This is a genomic window from Enterobacter cloacae complex sp. 370H10 (genome assembly GCF_050031535.1).
Lineage (GTDB): Bacteria > Pseudomonadota > Gammaproteobacteria > Enterobacterales > Enterobacteriaceae > Enterobacter > Enterobacter intestinihominis.
The window spans coordinates 4,565,078-4,580,897 of record NZ_JBLGWG010000001.1; the positions used below are offsets into that span (position 1 = coordinate 4,565,078).

Annotated in this window: 17 protein-coding genes; 11 read left to right on the forward strand and 6 right to left on the reverse strand. The window is 56.6% G+C overall.

Annotation, left to right across the window (positions count from 1 at the left end; all coding sequences use genetic code 11):
• Positions 1-47 precede the first annotated feature (47 nt).
• From ACQG2Q_RS22540 to ACQG2Q_RS22560, 5 genes are all read left to right on the forward strand, one after another.
• Positions 48-1,193, forward strand: a complete 1,146-nt coding sequence (locus tag ACQG2Q_RS22540; RefSeq protein ID WP_063849791.1) for an SIS domain-containing protein — start codon at positions 48-50, stop codon at positions 1,191-1,193.
• A 12-nt stretch (positions 1,194-1,205) separates the two neighbouring features.
• On the forward strand, positions 1,206-2,078 hold the full coding sequence (gene kbaY, locus ACQG2Q_RS22545; RefSeq protein WP_003861740.1) for a tagatose-bisphosphate aldolase subunit KbaY: 873 nt from the start codon (positions 1,206-1,208) through the stop codon (positions 2,076-2,078).
• Positions 2,079-2,194: 116 nt separating this feature from the next.
• A complete protein-coding gene (gene malX / locus ACQG2Q_RS22550) occupies positions 2,195-3,766 on the forward strand; it encodes a maltose/glucose-specific PTS transporter subunit IIBC (RefSeq protein ID WP_022649499.1) in 1,572 nt (523 codons plus the stop codon).
• A 12-nt stretch (positions 3,767-3,778) separates the two neighbouring features.
• Positions 3,779-4,951 carry a MalY/PatB family protein gene (locus tag ACQG2Q_RS22555; protein WP_045308029.1) on the forward strand — a complete coding sequence of 391 codons (1,173 nt, stop codon included), beginning with the start codon at positions 3,779-3,781 and terminating at the stop codon, positions 4,949-4,951.
• Positions 4,952-4,967: 16 nt separating this feature from the next.
• Positions 4,968-6,857, forward strand: coding sequence for a hypothetical protein (locus ACQG2Q_RS22560; protein ID WP_063849790.1), 1,890 nt, complete (start codon positions 4,968-4,970; stop codon positions 6,855-6,857).
• 67 nt (positions 6,858-6,924) lie between these two features.
• Here ACQG2Q_RS22560 and rsmI read toward each other — a convergent pair whose 3' ends face one another.
• Positions 6,925-7,788 (reverse strand): 16S rRNA (cytidine(1402)-2'-O)-methyltransferase, encoded by an 864-nt coding sequence (gene rsmI, locus ACQG2Q_RS22565; RefSeq protein ID WP_045622088.1) that lies wholly within the window; start codon positions 7,786-7,788, stop codon positions 6,925-6,927.
• A gap of 61 nt (positions 7,789-7,849) precedes the next feature.
• Here rsmI and ACQG2Q_RS22570 point away from each other — a divergent pair, with 61 nt between their 5' ends.
• Genes ACQG2Q_RS22570 through dolP form a run of 4 tightly spaced genes read left to right on the forward strand, consistent with a single transcriptional unit; the run spans position 7,850 to position 11,538 of the window.
• Positions 7,850-9,988 (forward strand): penicillin-binding protein activator, encoded by a 2,139-nt coding sequence (locus ACQG2Q_RS22570; RefSeq protein WP_045622090.1) that lies wholly within the window; start codon positions 7,850-7,852, stop codon positions 9,986-9,988.
• Positions 9,946-10,341 (forward strand): YraN family protein, encoded by a 396-nt coding sequence (locus ACQG2Q_RS22575; protein WP_022649504.1) that lies wholly within the window; start codon positions 9,946-9,948, stop codon positions 10,339-10,341. Before ACQG2Q_RS22570 ends, ACQG2Q_RS22575 begins: the two co-directional genes overlap by 43 nt.
• 21 nt (positions 10,342-10,362) lie before the next feature.
• Entirely contained in the window at positions 10,363-10,953 is a 591-nt protein-coding gene (diaA, locus tag ACQG2Q_RS22580) for a DnaA initiator-associating protein DiaA (RefSeq protein ID WP_003861754.1), read from the forward strand.
• Positions 10,954-10,962: 9 nt separating this feature from the next.
• The gene (gene dolP, locus ACQG2Q_RS22585; RefSeq protein WP_022649505.1) at positions 10,963-11,538 is read left to right on the forward strand and encodes a division/outer membrane stress-associated lipid-binding lipoprotein; all 576 of its coding nucleotides are present in this window, start codon (positions 10,963-10,965) and stop codon (positions 11,536-11,538) included.
• A 50-nt stretch (positions 11,539-11,588) separates the two neighbouring features.
• On the opposite strand, the gene ACQG2Q_RS22590 is transcribed toward dolP, so the two are convergent.
• A complete protein-coding gene (locus tag ACQG2Q_RS22590; RefSeq protein ID WP_022649506.1) occupies positions 11,589-12,626 on the reverse strand; it encodes a permease in 1,038 nt (345 codons plus the stop codon).
• 40 nt (positions 12,627-12,666) lie between these two features.
• Complete coding sequence (locus tag ACQG2Q_RS22595) at positions 12,667-13,311, reverse strand: NAD(P)H-binding protein (RefSeq protein WP_022649507.1); 645 nt, start codon at positions 13,309-13,311, stop codon at positions 12,667-12,669.
• 128 nt (positions 13,312-13,439) lie between these two features.
• Here ACQG2Q_RS22595 and ACQG2Q_RS22600 point away from each other — a divergent pair, with 128 nt between their 5' ends.
• The gene (locus ACQG2Q_RS22600; protein ID WP_015571965.1) at positions 13,440-13,958 is read left to right on the forward strand and encodes a type 1 glutamine amidotransferase domain-containing protein; all 519 of its coding nucleotides are present in this window, start codon (positions 13,440-13,442) and stop codon (positions 13,956-13,958) included.
• On the opposite strand, the gene ACQG2Q_RS22605 is transcribed toward ACQG2Q_RS22600, so the two are convergent.
• Positions 13,938-14,372, reverse strand: a complete 435-nt coding sequence (locus tag ACQG2Q_RS22605) for a YhbP family protein (protein ID WP_022649508.1) — start codon at positions 14,370-14,372, stop codon at positions 13,938-13,940. The genes ACQG2Q_RS22600 and ACQG2Q_RS22605 overlap by 21 nt on opposite strands.
• A 14-nt stretch (positions 14,373-14,386) precedes the next feature.
• Here ACQG2Q_RS22605 and ACQG2Q_RS22610 point away from each other — a divergent pair, with 14 nt between their 5' ends.
• The gene (locus ACQG2Q_RS22610; protein WP_003861768.1) at positions 14,387-14,716 is read left to right on the forward strand and encodes a GIY-YIG nuclease family protein; all 330 of its coding nucleotides are present in this window, start codon (positions 14,387-14,389) and stop codon (positions 14,714-14,716) included.
• On the opposite strand, the gene ACQG2Q_RS22615 is transcribed toward ACQG2Q_RS22610, so the two are convergent.
• Positions 14,703-15,206 carry a GNAT family N-acetyltransferase gene (locus tag ACQG2Q_RS22615; protein ID WP_022649509.1) on the reverse strand — a complete coding sequence of 168 codons (504 nt, stop codon included), beginning with the start codon at positions 15,204-15,206 and terminating at the stop codon, positions 14,703-14,705. The genes ACQG2Q_RS22610 and ACQG2Q_RS22615 overlap by 14 nt on opposite strands.
• Positions 15,200-15,724 (reverse strand): ubiquinone anaerobic biosynthesis accessory factor UbiT, encoded by a 525-nt coding sequence (ubiT, locus tag ACQG2Q_RS22620; protein ID WP_047365702.1) that lies wholly within the window; start codon positions 15,722-15,724, stop codon positions 15,200-15,202. Before ubiT ends, ACQG2Q_RS22615 begins: the two co-directional genes overlap by 7 nt.
• Between the last annotated feature and the right edge of the window lie 96 nt (positions 15,725-15,820).

Below are 15,820 nucleotides of genomic sequence, written 5' to 3' on the forward strand. Positions count from 1 at the left end.
CGTTTGCCAGCGTCTGATGTGGAATTCACACGACTAAGGACTGAGTTATGCCACAAACAACTACCGCCGCCACCGGCACCTGGACCGAAAAAGAGATCCGCCAGCAGCCAGCCAGCTGGCTTCGCTCGCTCAACAATATTGATAACCTGCGCGCGTCGATCGACAGTTTTCTGACACCACTGTTGCGCAAGCCCGATCTGCGGATCGTTCTGACCGGTGCGGGTACGTCCGCTTTTATCGGCGACATCATTGCGCCATGGCTTGCCAGCCACACGGGGAAAAACATCGTCGCGGTACCTACGACCGATCTGGTCACCAACCCGATGGATTATTTCAGCCCTGCGCACCCGCTGCTTCTGGTCTCTTTCGCCCGTTCTGGCAATAGCCCGGAGAGCGTCGCCGCCGTTGAGCTGGCGAATCAGTTCGTACCGGAGTGCTACCACCTGTCGATCACCTGTAATGAAGCGGGCAGCCTGTACCAGAATGCCGTCGACAGCGATAACGCCTGCGCTCTGCTCATGCCAGCCGAAACGCACGATCGCGGGTTCGCGATGACAAGCAGCATCACCACCATGATGGCGAGCTGCCTGGCGGTATTCGCACCGGAAACGATCAACAGCAAAACGTTCCGGAACGTGTCCGATCGCTGTCAGGCGATCCTCACTTCGCTTGGCGATTTCAGCCCCGGCGTCTTTGGTAACGAACCGTGGAAACGCATTGTTTATCTTGGCAGCGGTGGATTACAGGGCGCCGCACGGGAGTCTGCGCTGAAAGTGCTGGAGCTGACCGCCGGCAAGCTGGCGGCATTCTACGATTCGCCAACGGGTTTCCGTCACGGGCCTAAGTCGCTGGTGGACAACGAAACGCTGGTCGTCGTGTTTGTCTCCAGCCATCCGTACACGCGTCAGTACGATCTGGATCTGCTCGCCGAGCTGCGTCGCGATCGTCAGGCTATGCGCGTGGTAGCCATTGCAGCCGAAACGGATCCGGTCATTGAAGCTGGCCCGCATATCCTGCTGCCGCCTTCTCGTTCATTTAACGATATGGAGCAGGCGTTCTGCTTCCTGATGTACGCCCAGGTCTTCGCACTGACCCAGTCTCTGCACGTTGGCAATACGCCAGATACGCCATCCGCCAGCGGTACGGTTAACCGTGTGGTCCAGGGCGTCGTTATTCATCCGTGGCAGGCTTAAGAGGACAGGCTCATGAGTATTATTTCTACCAAATATCTTTTGCAGGACGCACAGGCAAAGGGCTATGCCGTTCCGGCCTTTAACATTCATAACGCCGAGACGATCCAGGCGATCCTCGAAGTCTGTAGCGAAATGCGATCCCCGGTGATCCTCGCGGGTACGCCGGGGACGTTTAAACATATTGCGCTGGAAGAGATCTACGCCTTGTGCAGCGCATATTCCCTTACTTATGACATGCCGCTGGCGCTACACCTCGATCACCACGAATCGCTGGATGACATTCGCCGCAAAGTCCATGCCGGCGTACGTAGCGCAATGATCGACGGTAGCCATTACCCCTTCGAACAAAACGTCAAGCTGGTGAAATCGGTCGTCGATTTCTGTCACCTCAACGACTGTAGCGTCGAGGCCGAACTGGGCCGACTGGGTGGAGTGGAAGATGACATGAGCGTCGACGCCGAAAGCGCGTTCCTGACCGACCCGCAGGAAGCAAAACGCTTTGTCGAACTGACAGGCGTGGACAGCCTCGCCGTTGCCATCGGAACCGCGCACGGCCTCTATACCAAACGCCCAAAAATCGACTTCCAGCGGCTGGCCGAGATCCGCGAGGTAGTGACAGTGCCGCTGGTACTGCACGGTGCGAGCGATGTTCCGGATGAGGATGTGCGCCGCACCATTGAGCTGGGCGTCTGCAAAGTTAACGTCGCAACAGAGCTGAAAATCGCCTTCTCTGACGCAGTCAAAGCCTGGTTTGCCGAGAACCCACAGGGCAACGATCCGCGCTTCTACATGCGCGTCGGCATGGATGCCATGAAAGAGGTGGTCAGAAGCAAAATCACCGTTTGCGGCTCGGCGAACCGGCTGCTGCTTCCGGCTGAAGCCTGAACCCATCGCGCATAACGTTAGTACCTAAAAAATAACTATAAGCCTCGCAAATATGAAGGCGCGTCCTTAAACCGGACAGCGCCTTCCATTATCCTAAAAATCCGAGGAGTCCCTACATGACACAGGAAAAGTCGTTTAAATCGAAAGCGTGGGAGTTTTTCCAGAGCCTGGGAAAGACGTTTATGTTCCCGGTTTCGCTATTGGCCTTTATGGGGTTGTTGTTAGGTATCGGTAGTTCTGTCACCAGCCCTTCCACCATCAAAAGTTTTCCCTTTCTGGGCGGCGAGTTAACGCAGCTCACCTTTGGTTTTATCGCCATGGTCGGCGGCTTTGCTTTTACCTATCTGCCGCTGATGTTTGCCATGGCGATCCCAATGGGCCTTGCCAGACGTAATAAAGCGGTGGGCGCTTTTGCCGGATTCGTTGGCTACATGCTGATGAACATGAGCATCAATTACTACCTGACCGCCACCCACCAGCTTGCGGATGCCGCCACCATGAGACAGGTGGGACAATCCATCGTGCTTGGCATTCAAACGCTGGAGATGGGCGTGCTCGGCGGCATTGTGGTAGGGGTGATCACCTACTTCCTGCACGAACGCTTCCAGGACACGGTGCTGCACGACGCATTTGCCTTCTTTAGCGGCATTCGTTTTGTTCCGATTGTTACCGCCCTCACCCTGTCGCTGGTCGGCCTGGTCATCCCCCTGCTGTGGGAATATGTGGCAATGGGCATTGCCGGGATTGGTCATATCATCCAGAGCACCAGCGTCTTTGGGCCGTTCCTGTATGGCGTGGGCGTGCTGCTACTCAAACCTTTTGGCCTGCATCACATTCTGCTGGCGATGGTGCGCTTCACCCCGGCGGGCGGCATTGAGATGGTTAACGGCCAGGAAGTGGCCGGTGCGCTGAACATTTTCTACGCCGAGCTGAAAGCGGGTCTGCCGTTTAGCCCGCACGTTACGGCATTTTTATCGCAAGGGTTTATGCCGACCTTTATCTTCGGCCTGCCTGCCGTGGCTTACGCTATCTACCGCACCGCGCGCCCGGAAAACCGTCCGGTGATTAAAGGGCTGCTGCTTTCAGGCGTGCTGGTTTCAGTTGTCACGGGTATTTCAGAGCCGATTGAGTTCCTGTTCCTGTTTATTGCCCCTGTGCTTTACGCGTTTCATATCGTTATGTCTGGCCTGGCGCTGATGGTGATGGCGCTGCTCGGCGTCACCATCGGCAACACTGACGGCGGTATTCTGGATCTGCTGATCTTCGGCGTCATGCAGGGGATGTCGACCAAATGGTATCTGCTGTTCCCGGTGGGTATTGCCTGGTTTGCTATCTACTTCTTCGTCTTCCGCTGGTACATCCTCAAGCACGATATAAAAACGCCAGGCCGTGAGGTTGACGCGCAGGGTGCGCTCCAGGCGGTGGAAGCCAATACCCGGGCACGTGGAAAATCAAAATACGATCATGGGCTTATTCTTCGCGCGCTTGGCGGTAAAGAGAATATTGAGTCGCTCGACAACTGCATTACCCGCTTACGTCTGGTGGTAAAAGATATGGGGCTTATCGACCAGCAGGCGCTGAAGGCCGCTGGCGCCTTGTCAGTCGTGGTGCTTGATGCCCACAGCGTTCAGGTGATCATCGGCCCGCAGGTGCAGAGCGTCAAATCCGGCATTGAAGCCTTAATTTAACAGGGGGTCGTTGTGTTTGATTTCGACAGAATCATTGAGCGTAAAAGCGATAAATGCCGTAAATGGGATCATGCGTTTGTGTGCTCGCGTTTCGGTGATGTCCCGGAGGGATTTATCCCGCTGTGGATAGCAGACATGGATTTCACCTCGCCACCCGCCGTGATTGAAGGCTTTCAGCGCATCGTGGAGCATGGCACCTTCGGTTACACCTGGTGCTTCGACGAATTCTACGATGCGGTCATCGCCTTCCAGCGCACCCGTCATCAGGTTGAGGTGCATAAGTCATGGATCACCCTGACCTACGGCACCGTTTCTACGCTGCACTATACGGTTCAGGCGTTCTGCAATCCCGGCGACTGCGTGATGATGAACACCCCGGTGTATGACCCGTTTGCGATGGCGACACAGCGACAGGGCGTGCGGGTGCTTGCAAATCCGCTGAGCGTGAAGGAAAACCGCTATCAGCTGGATTTTAATCTGATTGAAGTTCAGCTCAAAACTCACCGTCCAAAACTGTGGTTCTTCTGCTCGCCGCATAACCCCTCGGGCCGCATCTGGCGCGCGGATGAGATACGCCAGGTGTCCGATCTCTGTAAGCGCTACGGCACGATTCTGGTGGTTGATGAGGTTCACGCCGAGCACATTCTGGACGGTACATTCGTCAGCTGTCTGACTTCGGGCTGTGCCGCCCAGGACAACCTGATTGTGCTGACCTCCCCCAATAAAGCCTTCAACCTTGGCGGGCTAAAAACATCCTACTCAATGATTCCAGACGATTCGCTGCGCCAGCGTTTCCGCCAGCAGTTGGAGAAGAACTCCATTACCTCGCCCAATATCTTCGGCGTGTGGGGAATTATTCTGGCCTATCGGCAAGGTCAGCCATGGCTCGACGCGCTGAATGGTTATCTGCGCGGCAATGCCCGCTACCTTGCAGATGCCATCCAGACCCACTTCCCTGCATGGAAGATGATGAACCCGGAGTCGTCGTATCTCGCCTGGATAGACGTCAGTGCGGACGATCGCAGTGCGACGGCGCTAACCCAACATTTCGCCAAACAGGCTGGCGTGGTCATCGAAGATGGCAGCCACTACGTACAAAACGGCGAAAACTACCTGCGTATTAACTTCGGCACCCAGCGCTACTGGCTGGAACAGTCCATCAACCGAATGCTAAAGCATTACTGATAAGGATCTTACCCCGATGAAAACAAGGCTCACTCTCTCGCTGCTGGCTCTCTGTGTTTCTCATGGCGCGGCGGCAGCAAACTACGCGCTCAGTAACAACAATATTGCCCTTTCGTTTGATGATGCAAATGCAACGGTAGTAGTAACGGACAGCAAGGCTAACCATCCGCTCACGCCACAGGAGTTGTTCTTTCTGACACTGCCGGATGAAACAAAAATCCACACCGCTGATTTCAAAATCAAGCACGTCGAAAAGCAGGGCAACGCGATAGTCATCGACTTTACGCATCCGGATTTTAACGTAACGGTGAAACTGAACCTGGTGAAGGGAAAATACGCCAGCATCGGCTACACCATCGCCGCCGTCGGGCAGCCGCGGGACGTAGCGAAAATGACCTTCTTCCCGACGAAGAAGCAGTCTCAGGCACCTTACGTTGACGGGGCGATTAACAGCTCGCCAATCGTGGCCGACTCGTTCTTCATCCTGCCAGACAAACCGATTGTGAATACTTACGCTTATGAAGCCACCACGAACCTCAACGTGGAGCTGAAAACGCCAATTCTGCCTGAGACACCGGTCAGTTTTACCACCTGGTTCGGCACTTTCCCGGAAACTAATCAGCTGCGGCGCAGCGTAAACCAGTTTATCGATGCCGTGCGCCCGCGGCCTTATAAGCCTTATCTGCACTACAACAGCTGGATGGACATTGGCTTCTTTACTCCTTACTCCGAGCAGGATGTCATTGGGCGGATGGACGAATGGAATAAAAACTTTATTGCCGGACGCGGGGTGGCGCTGGACGCGTTCCTGCTGGACGATGGCTGGGACGATCGCACCGGACGCTGGCTGTTTGGCCCGGCATTCAGCAACGGTTTTGGCAAAGTCAGGGAAAAAGCCGATAGCCTGCATAGCTCGGTTGGGCTGTGGCTTTCACCGTGGGGCGGTTACAACAAGCCGCGCGATATTCGCGTCTCGCATGCAAAAGAGTATGGTTTCGAAACCGTAGACGGCAAGCTGGCGCTGTCGGGGCCGAACTACTTTAAAAACTTTAACGATCAGATCATTAAGCTGATCAAAAACGAGCACATTACCTCGTTCAAGCTCGACGGAATGGGTAACGCCAATTCGCATATCAAGGGCAGCCCATTTGCATCGGATTTTGACGCGTCCATTGCCCTGCTGCACAACATGCGCAGCGCAAACCCGAACCTGTTTATCAACCTGACCACCGGGACCGACGCGAGCCCGTCCTGGCTGTTCTATGCTGATTCAATCTGGCGTCAGGGCGATGATATCAACCTGTACGGTCCCGGCACGCCAGTGCAGCAGTGGATGACCTACCGGGATGCCGAAACTTATCGCTCCATCGTACGCAAAGGCCCGCTGTTCCCGCTGAACTCCCTGATGTACCACGGGATCGTCAGTGCAGAGAACGCTTACTATGGACTGGAGAAAGTACAAACGGACGGTGATTTTGCCGATCAGGTCTGGAGCTACTTCGCGACCGGAACTCAACTTCAGGAGCTGTACATCACGCCGTCCATGCTTAACAAGGCGAAGTGGGACACCCTGGCACAGGCGGCGAAGTGGTCGCGTGAGAATGCCAGCGTGCTGGTGGATACGCACTGGATTGGCGGTGACCCAACTTCGCTTGAGGTTTACGGCTGGGCCTCATGGAGTAAAGACAAAGCGATTTTTGGTTTACGCAACCCGTCGGATAAGCCGCAACGTTACTACCTGGATTTAACCAAAGATTTTGAGATCCCGGCAGGAGAGCGCTCGCAGTTTACCCTGAAAGCCGTGTACGGCAGTAATTCGACCGTACCAGAGGAGTATAAAAACGCTGTGGTGATTACGCTGCAACCGCTGGAAACGCTGGTGTTTGAGGCGATGCCGGGAAAATAGTGAGGCTTTGACACGGAGTAGGCCGGGTAAGGCGAAGCCGCCACCCGGCAAAACAGGCGGCAGGGGCTTACTCCCCCTGCTGCTCCAGCGCATATTTATACAGCGCATTTTTCTTCACGCCGTGGATCTCCGCCGCCAGCGCCGCCGCTTTTTTCAGGGGGAGTTCAGCCTGTAGCAGGGCCAGCGTACGCAGCGCATCGGCAGGCAGGGCGTCTTCCTGCGCTTTATGCCCTTCGACAATCAGCACCATTTCGCCCTTGCGGCGGTTCTCATCCTCTTTCACCCACGCCAGCAGTTCGCCAACCGGCGCGCCGTGAATGGTTTCCCAGGTTTTGGTCAGCTCGCGCGCCAGCACCACGTAGCGGGATTCGCCCCAGACGGTAACCATATCCTCCAGGCTTTCCAGCAGGCGGTGGGTTGATTCGTAAAAAATCAGGGTACGCGGCTCTGCTTCCAGCTCCTTTAACACGTCGCGACGGCCTTTGGATTTAGCAGGCAGGAAACCTTCGTAGCAGAAACGATCGGACGGCAGGCCCGCCGCACTTAATGCGGCAATAGCAGCACACGGCCCCGGCAGCGGCACAACGCGGATCCCTGCTTCACGGCAGGTGCGCACCAGATGGTAACCCGGATCGTTGATAAGCGGCGTACCCGCATCGGAGACCAGCGCGATGTTCTGCCCTTCTTTCAGCTTCGCCACCAGCGTTTCGGCTTTTTGTTGCTCATTGTGATCGTGCAGGGCAAACAAACGGGCGTTAATGGCAAAGTGCTGCAGCAGTAAACCGGTATGACGGGTGTCTTCAGCAGCAATTAAATCAACAGCTTGCAATACAGTGAGTGCACGTTGGGTAATATCAGACAAATTCCCGATAGGAGTAGGTACAATATAAAGCTGGCCTTGAGAATTATCTGCCGTTTCGTGTTGTTTCATTGTTTCGTCCGTATTGCCGATTTAATATTGAGCATTGCGTAAAAAAATCACTGGATACAGTATGGTACCGTTAACGTTTCTTCGAAAAAAAGCCGCGCACAGCGTGCCCCTCCTGCTGGCAGCCCTGATCTTTACCGGCTGCGGCACCCAGGCACCCGACCAGAGCACTGCTCATATGCAGGGATCCGCTCAGGCTGATTCTGGCTTTTATCTGCAACAAATGTCGCAGAGTTCAAATGATACCAGGATCAACTGGCAATTACTCGCCATTCGTGCACTGCTGAAGGAAGGAAAAACCCAGCAGGCTGCCGAGCTGTTCAGCCAGCTGCCGCAGGATCTTAACGACGATCAGCGCCATGAGCAGACGCTGCTGTCGGCAGAACTGAAGGTCGCGCAGAAAGATTTCGACGGCGCGAAGAAGATCCTCGGCACTATCGAACTGAGCGCGCTGGATAAGAATCAGCAGGCCCGTTTCTGGCAGGCCGGTATCACCGCTGAGCAGGGTCGCCCCTCCCTGACGCTTCTCCGCGCGCTGATTGCCCAGGAGCCTCTGCTCGCGGGTGCGGACAAGCAGAAAAATATTGACGCAACCTGGCAGGCACTCGCCTCCATGACCCAGGATCAGGCCAGAGCGCTGGTGATCAACGCCGATGAAAATGTCCTGCAAGGCTGGCTGGATCTGCAACAGATGTGGTTCAACAACCGCAGCGATCCGAACATGCTGAAAGCCGGCATTACCGACTGGCAAAAGCGCTACCCGCAAAACCCGGGAGCAAAAATGCTGCCAACGCAGCTGGTGAACGTGCAAAACTTTAAGCCCGCCTCCACCAGCAAAATCGCCCTGCTGCTGCCGTTAAACGGCCAGGCAGCGGTGTTTGGCCGCGCCATTCAGCAAGGTTTTGAAGCCGCGAAAAACGGCACTACCGCCGTCACCGGCAGCGCCGTTCCGGCGCAGGCAGCACAGGCGGCGAATGTGAATGACGTCGTCAGTCCGTCAGCCGCCGAAACCAGCGACCTGACCACCGCGCAAACCCCTGCCCAGGGCACCATGCAGAATCCGGTTACCGCCCCAACGACGCAACCCGCTACCTCAGCGCCTGCGGCAACACAGGCCCCGGCTGAAACTCCGGCGCCCGCGACGGCAGAACAACCTCAGCCGCAAACCGCGCAGCCGGAACAGCAGCCAGCAGCCCAGCCGCAGGCTGTGGCCACCACCAGCGCTAACCCTGGTGCAGAGTTGAAAATCTACGACACCAGCGCCCAGCCGCTTGACCAGGTGCTGGCGCAGGTTCAGCAGGACGGGGCCAGCATCGTTGTCGGCCCGCTGTTGAAAAACAACGTGGAAGCGCTGATGAAGAGCAACACCACGCTGAACGTGCTTGCGCTGAACCAGCCAGAGCAGGTTCAGAACCGCGCCAATATCTGTTACTTCGCCCTCTCTCCGGAGGATGAAGCCCGCGATGCGGCCCGTCATATTCACGAGCAGGGCAAGCAGGCGCCGCTGCTGCTGATCCCACGCAGCACGCTGGGCGACCGCGTTGCCAACGCCTTTGCGCAAGAGTGGCAGACCCTTGGCGGTGGCGTGGTGTTGCAGCAGAAATTTGGCTCAGCTTCCGAACTGAGAGCGGGCGTGAACGGCGGGGCAGGTATTGCCCTCAACGGTAGCCCGGTATCCGCCAGCCTGCCGCAGCAGCAGAGCGTCACCATCGGCGGTCTGACGATCCCGGCCCCCCCTACCGACGCGCAAATCAGCGGCGGCGGTAAAGTGGATTCGGCGTACATCGTCGCTACGCCGGAAGAGATCGCCTTTATCAAACCAATGATCGCCATGCGTAACGGCAGCCAGAGCGGCGCAACGCTCTACGCCAGCTCACGCAGCGCACAGGGTACCGCAGGCCCGGATTTCCGTCTGGAAATGGAAGGACTGCAATACAGCGAGATCCCTATGCTGGCAGGCAGCAACCCGCAGTTGATGCAGCAGGCGCTGGGCGCGGTGCGCAATGATTATTCCCTGGCGCGTCTGTACGCGATGGGCGTCGATGCCTGGGCGCTGGCAAACCACTTTACCCAGATGCGCCAGGTACCGGGCTTTGAGCTTAACGGGAATACCGGCGATCTGACCGCCGATCAGGATTGTGTGATTAACAGGAAGTTATCATGGCTCAAATACCAGCAGGGGCAGATCGTCCCGGCCAGTTAAGCCGCAAAGAGACCGGCGACGCGTGGGAGCTAAAAGCGCGCCGCTGGCTTGAAGGCAAAGGACTGCGCTTTGTCGCCGCCAACGTTCGCGGGCGCGGCGGCGAGATTGACCTGATTATGAAAGACGGTCAAACCATCGTGTTTGTTGAAGTACGCTACCGACAGTCGTCCCGTTTTGGCGGTGCTGCCGCCAGCGTGACGCTCGCCAAACAACAAAAATTATTACAGACTGCCCACTTGTGGCTTGCCCGCCATAATGGGAGTTTTGATACTGTGGATTGCCGTTTCGATGTGGTAGCCTTCACCGGAAATGCGATCGACTGGCTTAAAAACGCGTTTGGCGAAGACGCATAAATAAGATTTTAAAGGGATACCGTGCTCGAACGAATAAAAGTGTGCTTCACAGAAAGCATTCAAACGCAGATTGCCGCAGCGGAAGCCCTTCCGGACGCGATCTCGCGTGCAGCGATGACGCTGGTTCAGTCGCTGCTCAACGGCAACAAAATCCTCTGTTGTGGCAATGGCACGTCCGCCGCCAACGCACAGCATTTTGCTGCCAGCATGATCAATCGCTTCGAAACCGAGCGACCGAGTTTACCTGCCATTGCACTAAACACCGATAACGTGGTCTTAACTGCGATTGCCAACGATCGTCTGCATGACGAAATTTACGCCAAGCAGGTGCGCGCCTTAGGCCATGCCGGAGACGTGCTGCTGGCGATCTCCACGCGCGGTAACAGCCGGGATATCGTTAAGGCGGTTGAAGCGGCAGTAACCCGGGACATGACGATTGTCGCCCTGACCGGTTACGACGGCGGTGAGCTGGCTGGCCTGCTGGGGCCGCAGGATGTGGAGATCCGCATTCCTTCGCACCGTAGCGCCCGCATCCAGGAGATGCATATGCTCACGGTGAACTGCTTATGCGATCTGATCGATAACACGCTTTTCCCTCACCAGGATGATTAAGGAGTTCTCATGAAGGTTTTATCGGCCCTTGCAGTCGTGATGTCTGCATTACTGCTTCAGGGATGCATCGCTGCCGCTGTAGTCGGTACCGCAGCGGTCGGCACCAAAGCAGCGACCGATCCGCGTACCGTTGGGACGCAGGTGGATGACGGTACGCTTGAGCTGCGCGTAAACAGTGCACTGTCGAAAGACGAACAGATCAAGAAGGAAGCACGCATTAACGTGACGGCTTATCAGGGTAAAGTTCTGCTGGCAGGCCAGGCGCCAACCCCTGAACTCGCCTCGCGCGCCAAACAGATCGCGATGGGCGTAGAAGGTACGGCGGAAGTGTTTAACGAGATCCGCCAGGGCCAGCCGATTGGTCTCGGCACCGCGTCATCTGATACCTGGATCACCACCAAAGTGCGTTCCCAGCTGCTGGGTACCGACCAGGTGAAATCCTCAAACGTGAAAGTAACCACTGAGAACGGCGAAGTGTTCCTGCTGGGCCTGGTGACAGAACGTGAAGGGAAAGCGGCGGCGGATATCGCCAGCCGGGTGAGCGGCGTGAAGCACGTCACCACCGCCTTTACTTATATCAAGTAATTCACACCTGACTGTAAGCCCGGTAAGCGCCAGCGCCACCGGGCTTTCTTTCACACCAGCGCCATACTCCCCACAATCACTCCGCTCAACGCCACCAGCCCCGCCGTCAGCCACAGCGCTTTCGCCGGGAATGACTTACGCAGCATGATCAGCGACGGCAGGCTCACCGCCGGCAGCGTGATGAGCAGCGCCAGCGCCGGTGCGGTACCCATGCCAGCCATCATCATGGTCTGAATAATCGGGATCTCCGCCGCGGTTGGGATCACAAACAGGCAACCGGCCACCGCCATCGCAATCACCCACATCAGCGTATTGTCGATAGCGCCATCCGCATGCGGGAACAGCCAGACGCGCGCCGCCCCCAGCACCAGTACGGCCAGGATATAGACCGGGATTGTGCTCCAGAAAAGCTGCCACAGCGCTTTGCCCCAGCGAGATAAGAAACTGCCCTGCGGATCGCTGAGATCCAGCTCAACGGAGGCAGGCCCGGCCTCGTTGTCTTTCACCAGGTGCTGCACCAGCGTAGCGACAAGCACCACCGTCAGCAGGCCAGCCGCCAGACGGATAAACGCGAAATGCCAGCCGAGAACGAAGCCCATAAACACCAGCGTTGCCGGGTTCAGCAGGGGGTTACCCATCCAGAAGGCAAGCGCGCCGCCCATGGACACGCGCTGTCGGCGCATACCCGCCGCCACCGGTGCAGCGCAGCAGGAGCACATCATGCCCGGCAGGGAGAAAATCGTTCCCAGCAGCGTGCCCTGCAGGCGCGGTTGTCCCAGGGTTTTTATCAGCCAGTTACGCGGGATAAGTACCTGAATCAGCGAGCCCAGCAAAACGCCCAATACCGCCGCTTTCCAGACGGCAAGAAAATAGACCATTGCGTAATCCCACGCCGCGCGAAGCGGGCTGGAATCGGCCTGCGCGAGAATCGATTTACCGATGCTGTGGGTGTCGGCGGCGGTGAAGGCTTTACCGTAGTACGGCTGCCATTTCACATACCAGAGGCCAATGATGACCACGAGAAAGAAGAGTGCGGGCTTCCACCACTGAACAGGTGTTGCCGCCTGAGATGAAGACTGACCAGTCATACCATTCCCCGGAAGGTGTTATTTAATAAGCCGGGGAAGTTTACGCCTCGCCCTGCGCGATTTCACGCAGTTTTGCCGAAGGGATAATATTAACCCCCTCTTGCGACGGAGCCAGTGCCTCTTTCAGCATCGCCTGCGCGACATCCCGCGCCTCGATGGACTTCCAGTTACCTGGCAGGATGCGAAACAGCGGAGCGAAAAAAGACTCGTTAAAACGCCGTTCGTCGCGGTGGCCCATCAGCATGGAAGGCCGCACGATGGTCAGGCGCTCCCATTGCTGCGCGATTAACGCCTCTTCCATTTTGCCCTTCACCTGGTTGTAAAAAAACGGCGAGCCTGCGTTCGCGCCGTGCGCGCTGACCACCAGGAAATGCTTAGCACCCAGCTTCTTGGCCGTCAGAGCGGTATCTACCACCAGCGTGTAATCTGCATGGACAAAGGCTTCTTTACTGCCCGCTTCCCGTCGGGTGGTGCCAAGGCAGCAAAAGGCGATATCAATGGGATCCTGCACCTGCGCCAGCGCGTCGGTAAGCTGGGGATCGTGCGGGTTATAGACGCCGGTGATATCCAACAGCGGGCGACGCGTCGGGGCGGCGATATAGTTGATATGCCGATCCTGGATCAACAGCCGCAGCAGATGTCCACCCACCAGCCCGGTTGCGCCGGTAATCAGTACCTGACTCATCTTGTCCCCTTTACAGAATTGTCCGTTTGCGATCTGGGCCTGCTCTACCACACTTAAAAGTCTGTTACCGGTAAGTATTTACCACAAACGGGAAAAAAACAGTCTGAAGCGAAAACAACGGAGGAAGCATGGGTAAAAAAATCGCAGTCTTGATTACCGACGAGTTTGAAGATTCAGAATTTACGTCGCCAGCAGAGGCATTCCGCAAGGCGGGCCACGAGGTGGTCACCATCGAAAAAGAAGCGGGTAAAACCGTGAAGGGCCACAAGGGTGAAGCCAGCGTGACCATTGACGAATCCATTGATAACGTCAGCCCGTCGGATTTCGACGCCCTGCTGTTACCGGGCGGCCATTCACCGGATTCCCTGCGCGGGGACGAGCGTTTCGTCACCTTTACCCGTGACTTCGTCGGCACCGGTAAACCGGTGTTTGCCATTTGCCACGGTCCGCAGCTGCTGATCAGCGCCGAGGTGGTACGCGGACGTAAGCTCACCGCGGTGAAACCGATCGTTATCGATCTGAAAAACGCCGGTGCCGAGTTCTACGATCAGGAAGTGGTGAACGATAACGATCAGCTGATCACCAGCCGTACGCCGGACGATCTTCCAGCGTTTAACCGCGAAGCGCTACGCCTGCTCGGTGCGTAACCAGTGCAGCTTCTTGCCAAAGCCCAGGGTGTTGTCGGTAAATTTCAGCTCATCGAGGCGGATTTCCCACACCGGGGCTTTTAGCGCTGCGGCCACCGGGAAGCGGCGCGTATAGCGTTTACGCTGGGCGTCGCTTTCCTCACCTTCCAGGCGACGAATTTCGCCTTTGAACTGGACCCCGCGGATCAGCGCAACGGTTTTAGGCTGACCATTTACCGTGCCCGCCACTTTTGCCTGTTGGCCCGTCATCTGCGCATGCCGCGTTTTGTCTTCGCTCATCACGTAAAAGGCCACGCGCTCGGGATCGTAGTAATAAAAGGCATTTGCGCACCACATCTCCTCGTCTTTACAGACGCACCAGGTCACAACATGCTGCTTTGCCAGCCAGCGGTTAATGGCGGCCAGTGTTTCCATTTTCGCTCTCTCTCATGCTATGGTGCGTTCACCTTAACATACTGAATCTGTTTACCGTGTGCTGGTTTCTCTATCTTGTCCGAACCGCTGATAACGCACTCTACACCGGGATCACTACCGATGTGGCACGGCGTTTTTTACAACATCAAACGGGAAAAGGGGCGAAAGCACTGCGGGGGAAAGGTGAACTTCAGCTGGCGTTTTCAGCCGCCGTGGGCGACAGATCCCTGGCGCTCAGGCTGGAGTACCGCATCAAGCAGCTGACGAAGCGCCAGAAAGAGCGTCTCGTCAACGGGGACGGCTCTTTCGAGGCGCTACGCGAAAGCCTGCTTAAAAACGATTGAAATGATCGTGGTACTCCACCAGACCGGTAACGCCGTCGAGCGAATCGTCCGCCAGAGGATGTACCAGGAAAGATGTTTCCGTGCCTGGCCAGTGGCAGCGCAGATCGTATCTGGACGCTGGCTCAAAGCCTAAACGCTCGTAGAACGCCGGATCGCCCAGAACGACGACAGCGGCATAGCCAAATTCATTCAGGGAATCCAGCCCTTCATAGACCAGCTGGCGTGCCAGGCCCTGTCCACGGTAGTTTTCATCCACCGCCAGCGGCGCCATGCCGACCCACTGTAACTCTTCGCCCTGCACAATCACCGGACTGAACGCCACGTAGCCGACTACCTGCCCTTCATCGTCGGTGGCAACCAGGCCCAGCGTAATCAGGCCATCTTCGCGAAGATCGTGAACCAGTTGAGCTTCGGCGTCGCCTGCAAAAGAGCGGCGTAACAACGCATCGATACCCGGCGCATCAATCCCAATTTCGACTCGAATCAGCATGGTTCACCTACTGAAGTGTGTTTACTGTCCGGCGGGGTTTTTAGCCCGGCCTCAACGAAATCTGCCATTTGCATCAACATTATACGCAGAGCTTTCGGCATCTGCTCCAGCTCAATGGCATCCATTAAATTTTTGACGTACAGACCGAGCTCCGTGTCGCCTTCAATCACCAGACGACGCTGGAAGAAGAGGGTGTCCGGATCCTGTTTGCGCGCGGCGATCATCAGCAGATCGCTGGCATCCGCGCTAAAGCTGACATCCGCCTCGGCGGTTTCACGGACGATAAGCCGATCGTTCTCTACGGAAGTAAACCAGCGCAACCCGATATCGCGTACTTCAATCTTTAACCAGCGGCCTTCCAGAAACTCAAGCTCACCGTCCTGTAGCGCCTGGCGGAACTGCCAGCTCAGTACCTGTTCCAGCACCTGGCGTTTAAGCGCGAACGGCGCCAGTTTTACCGGCACGCTCAGCATTGATGGGCCAAATTGTACGAGACGTGAACGCAGTTTATCCAGCACGAGCTTTACTCCCTGATAGCTATAGTCCTGCTATTTTGCCATATCCCGACAAGAAGATAGCGGCGTAAATCAACAAACCGTTGTCCGGTATACCTC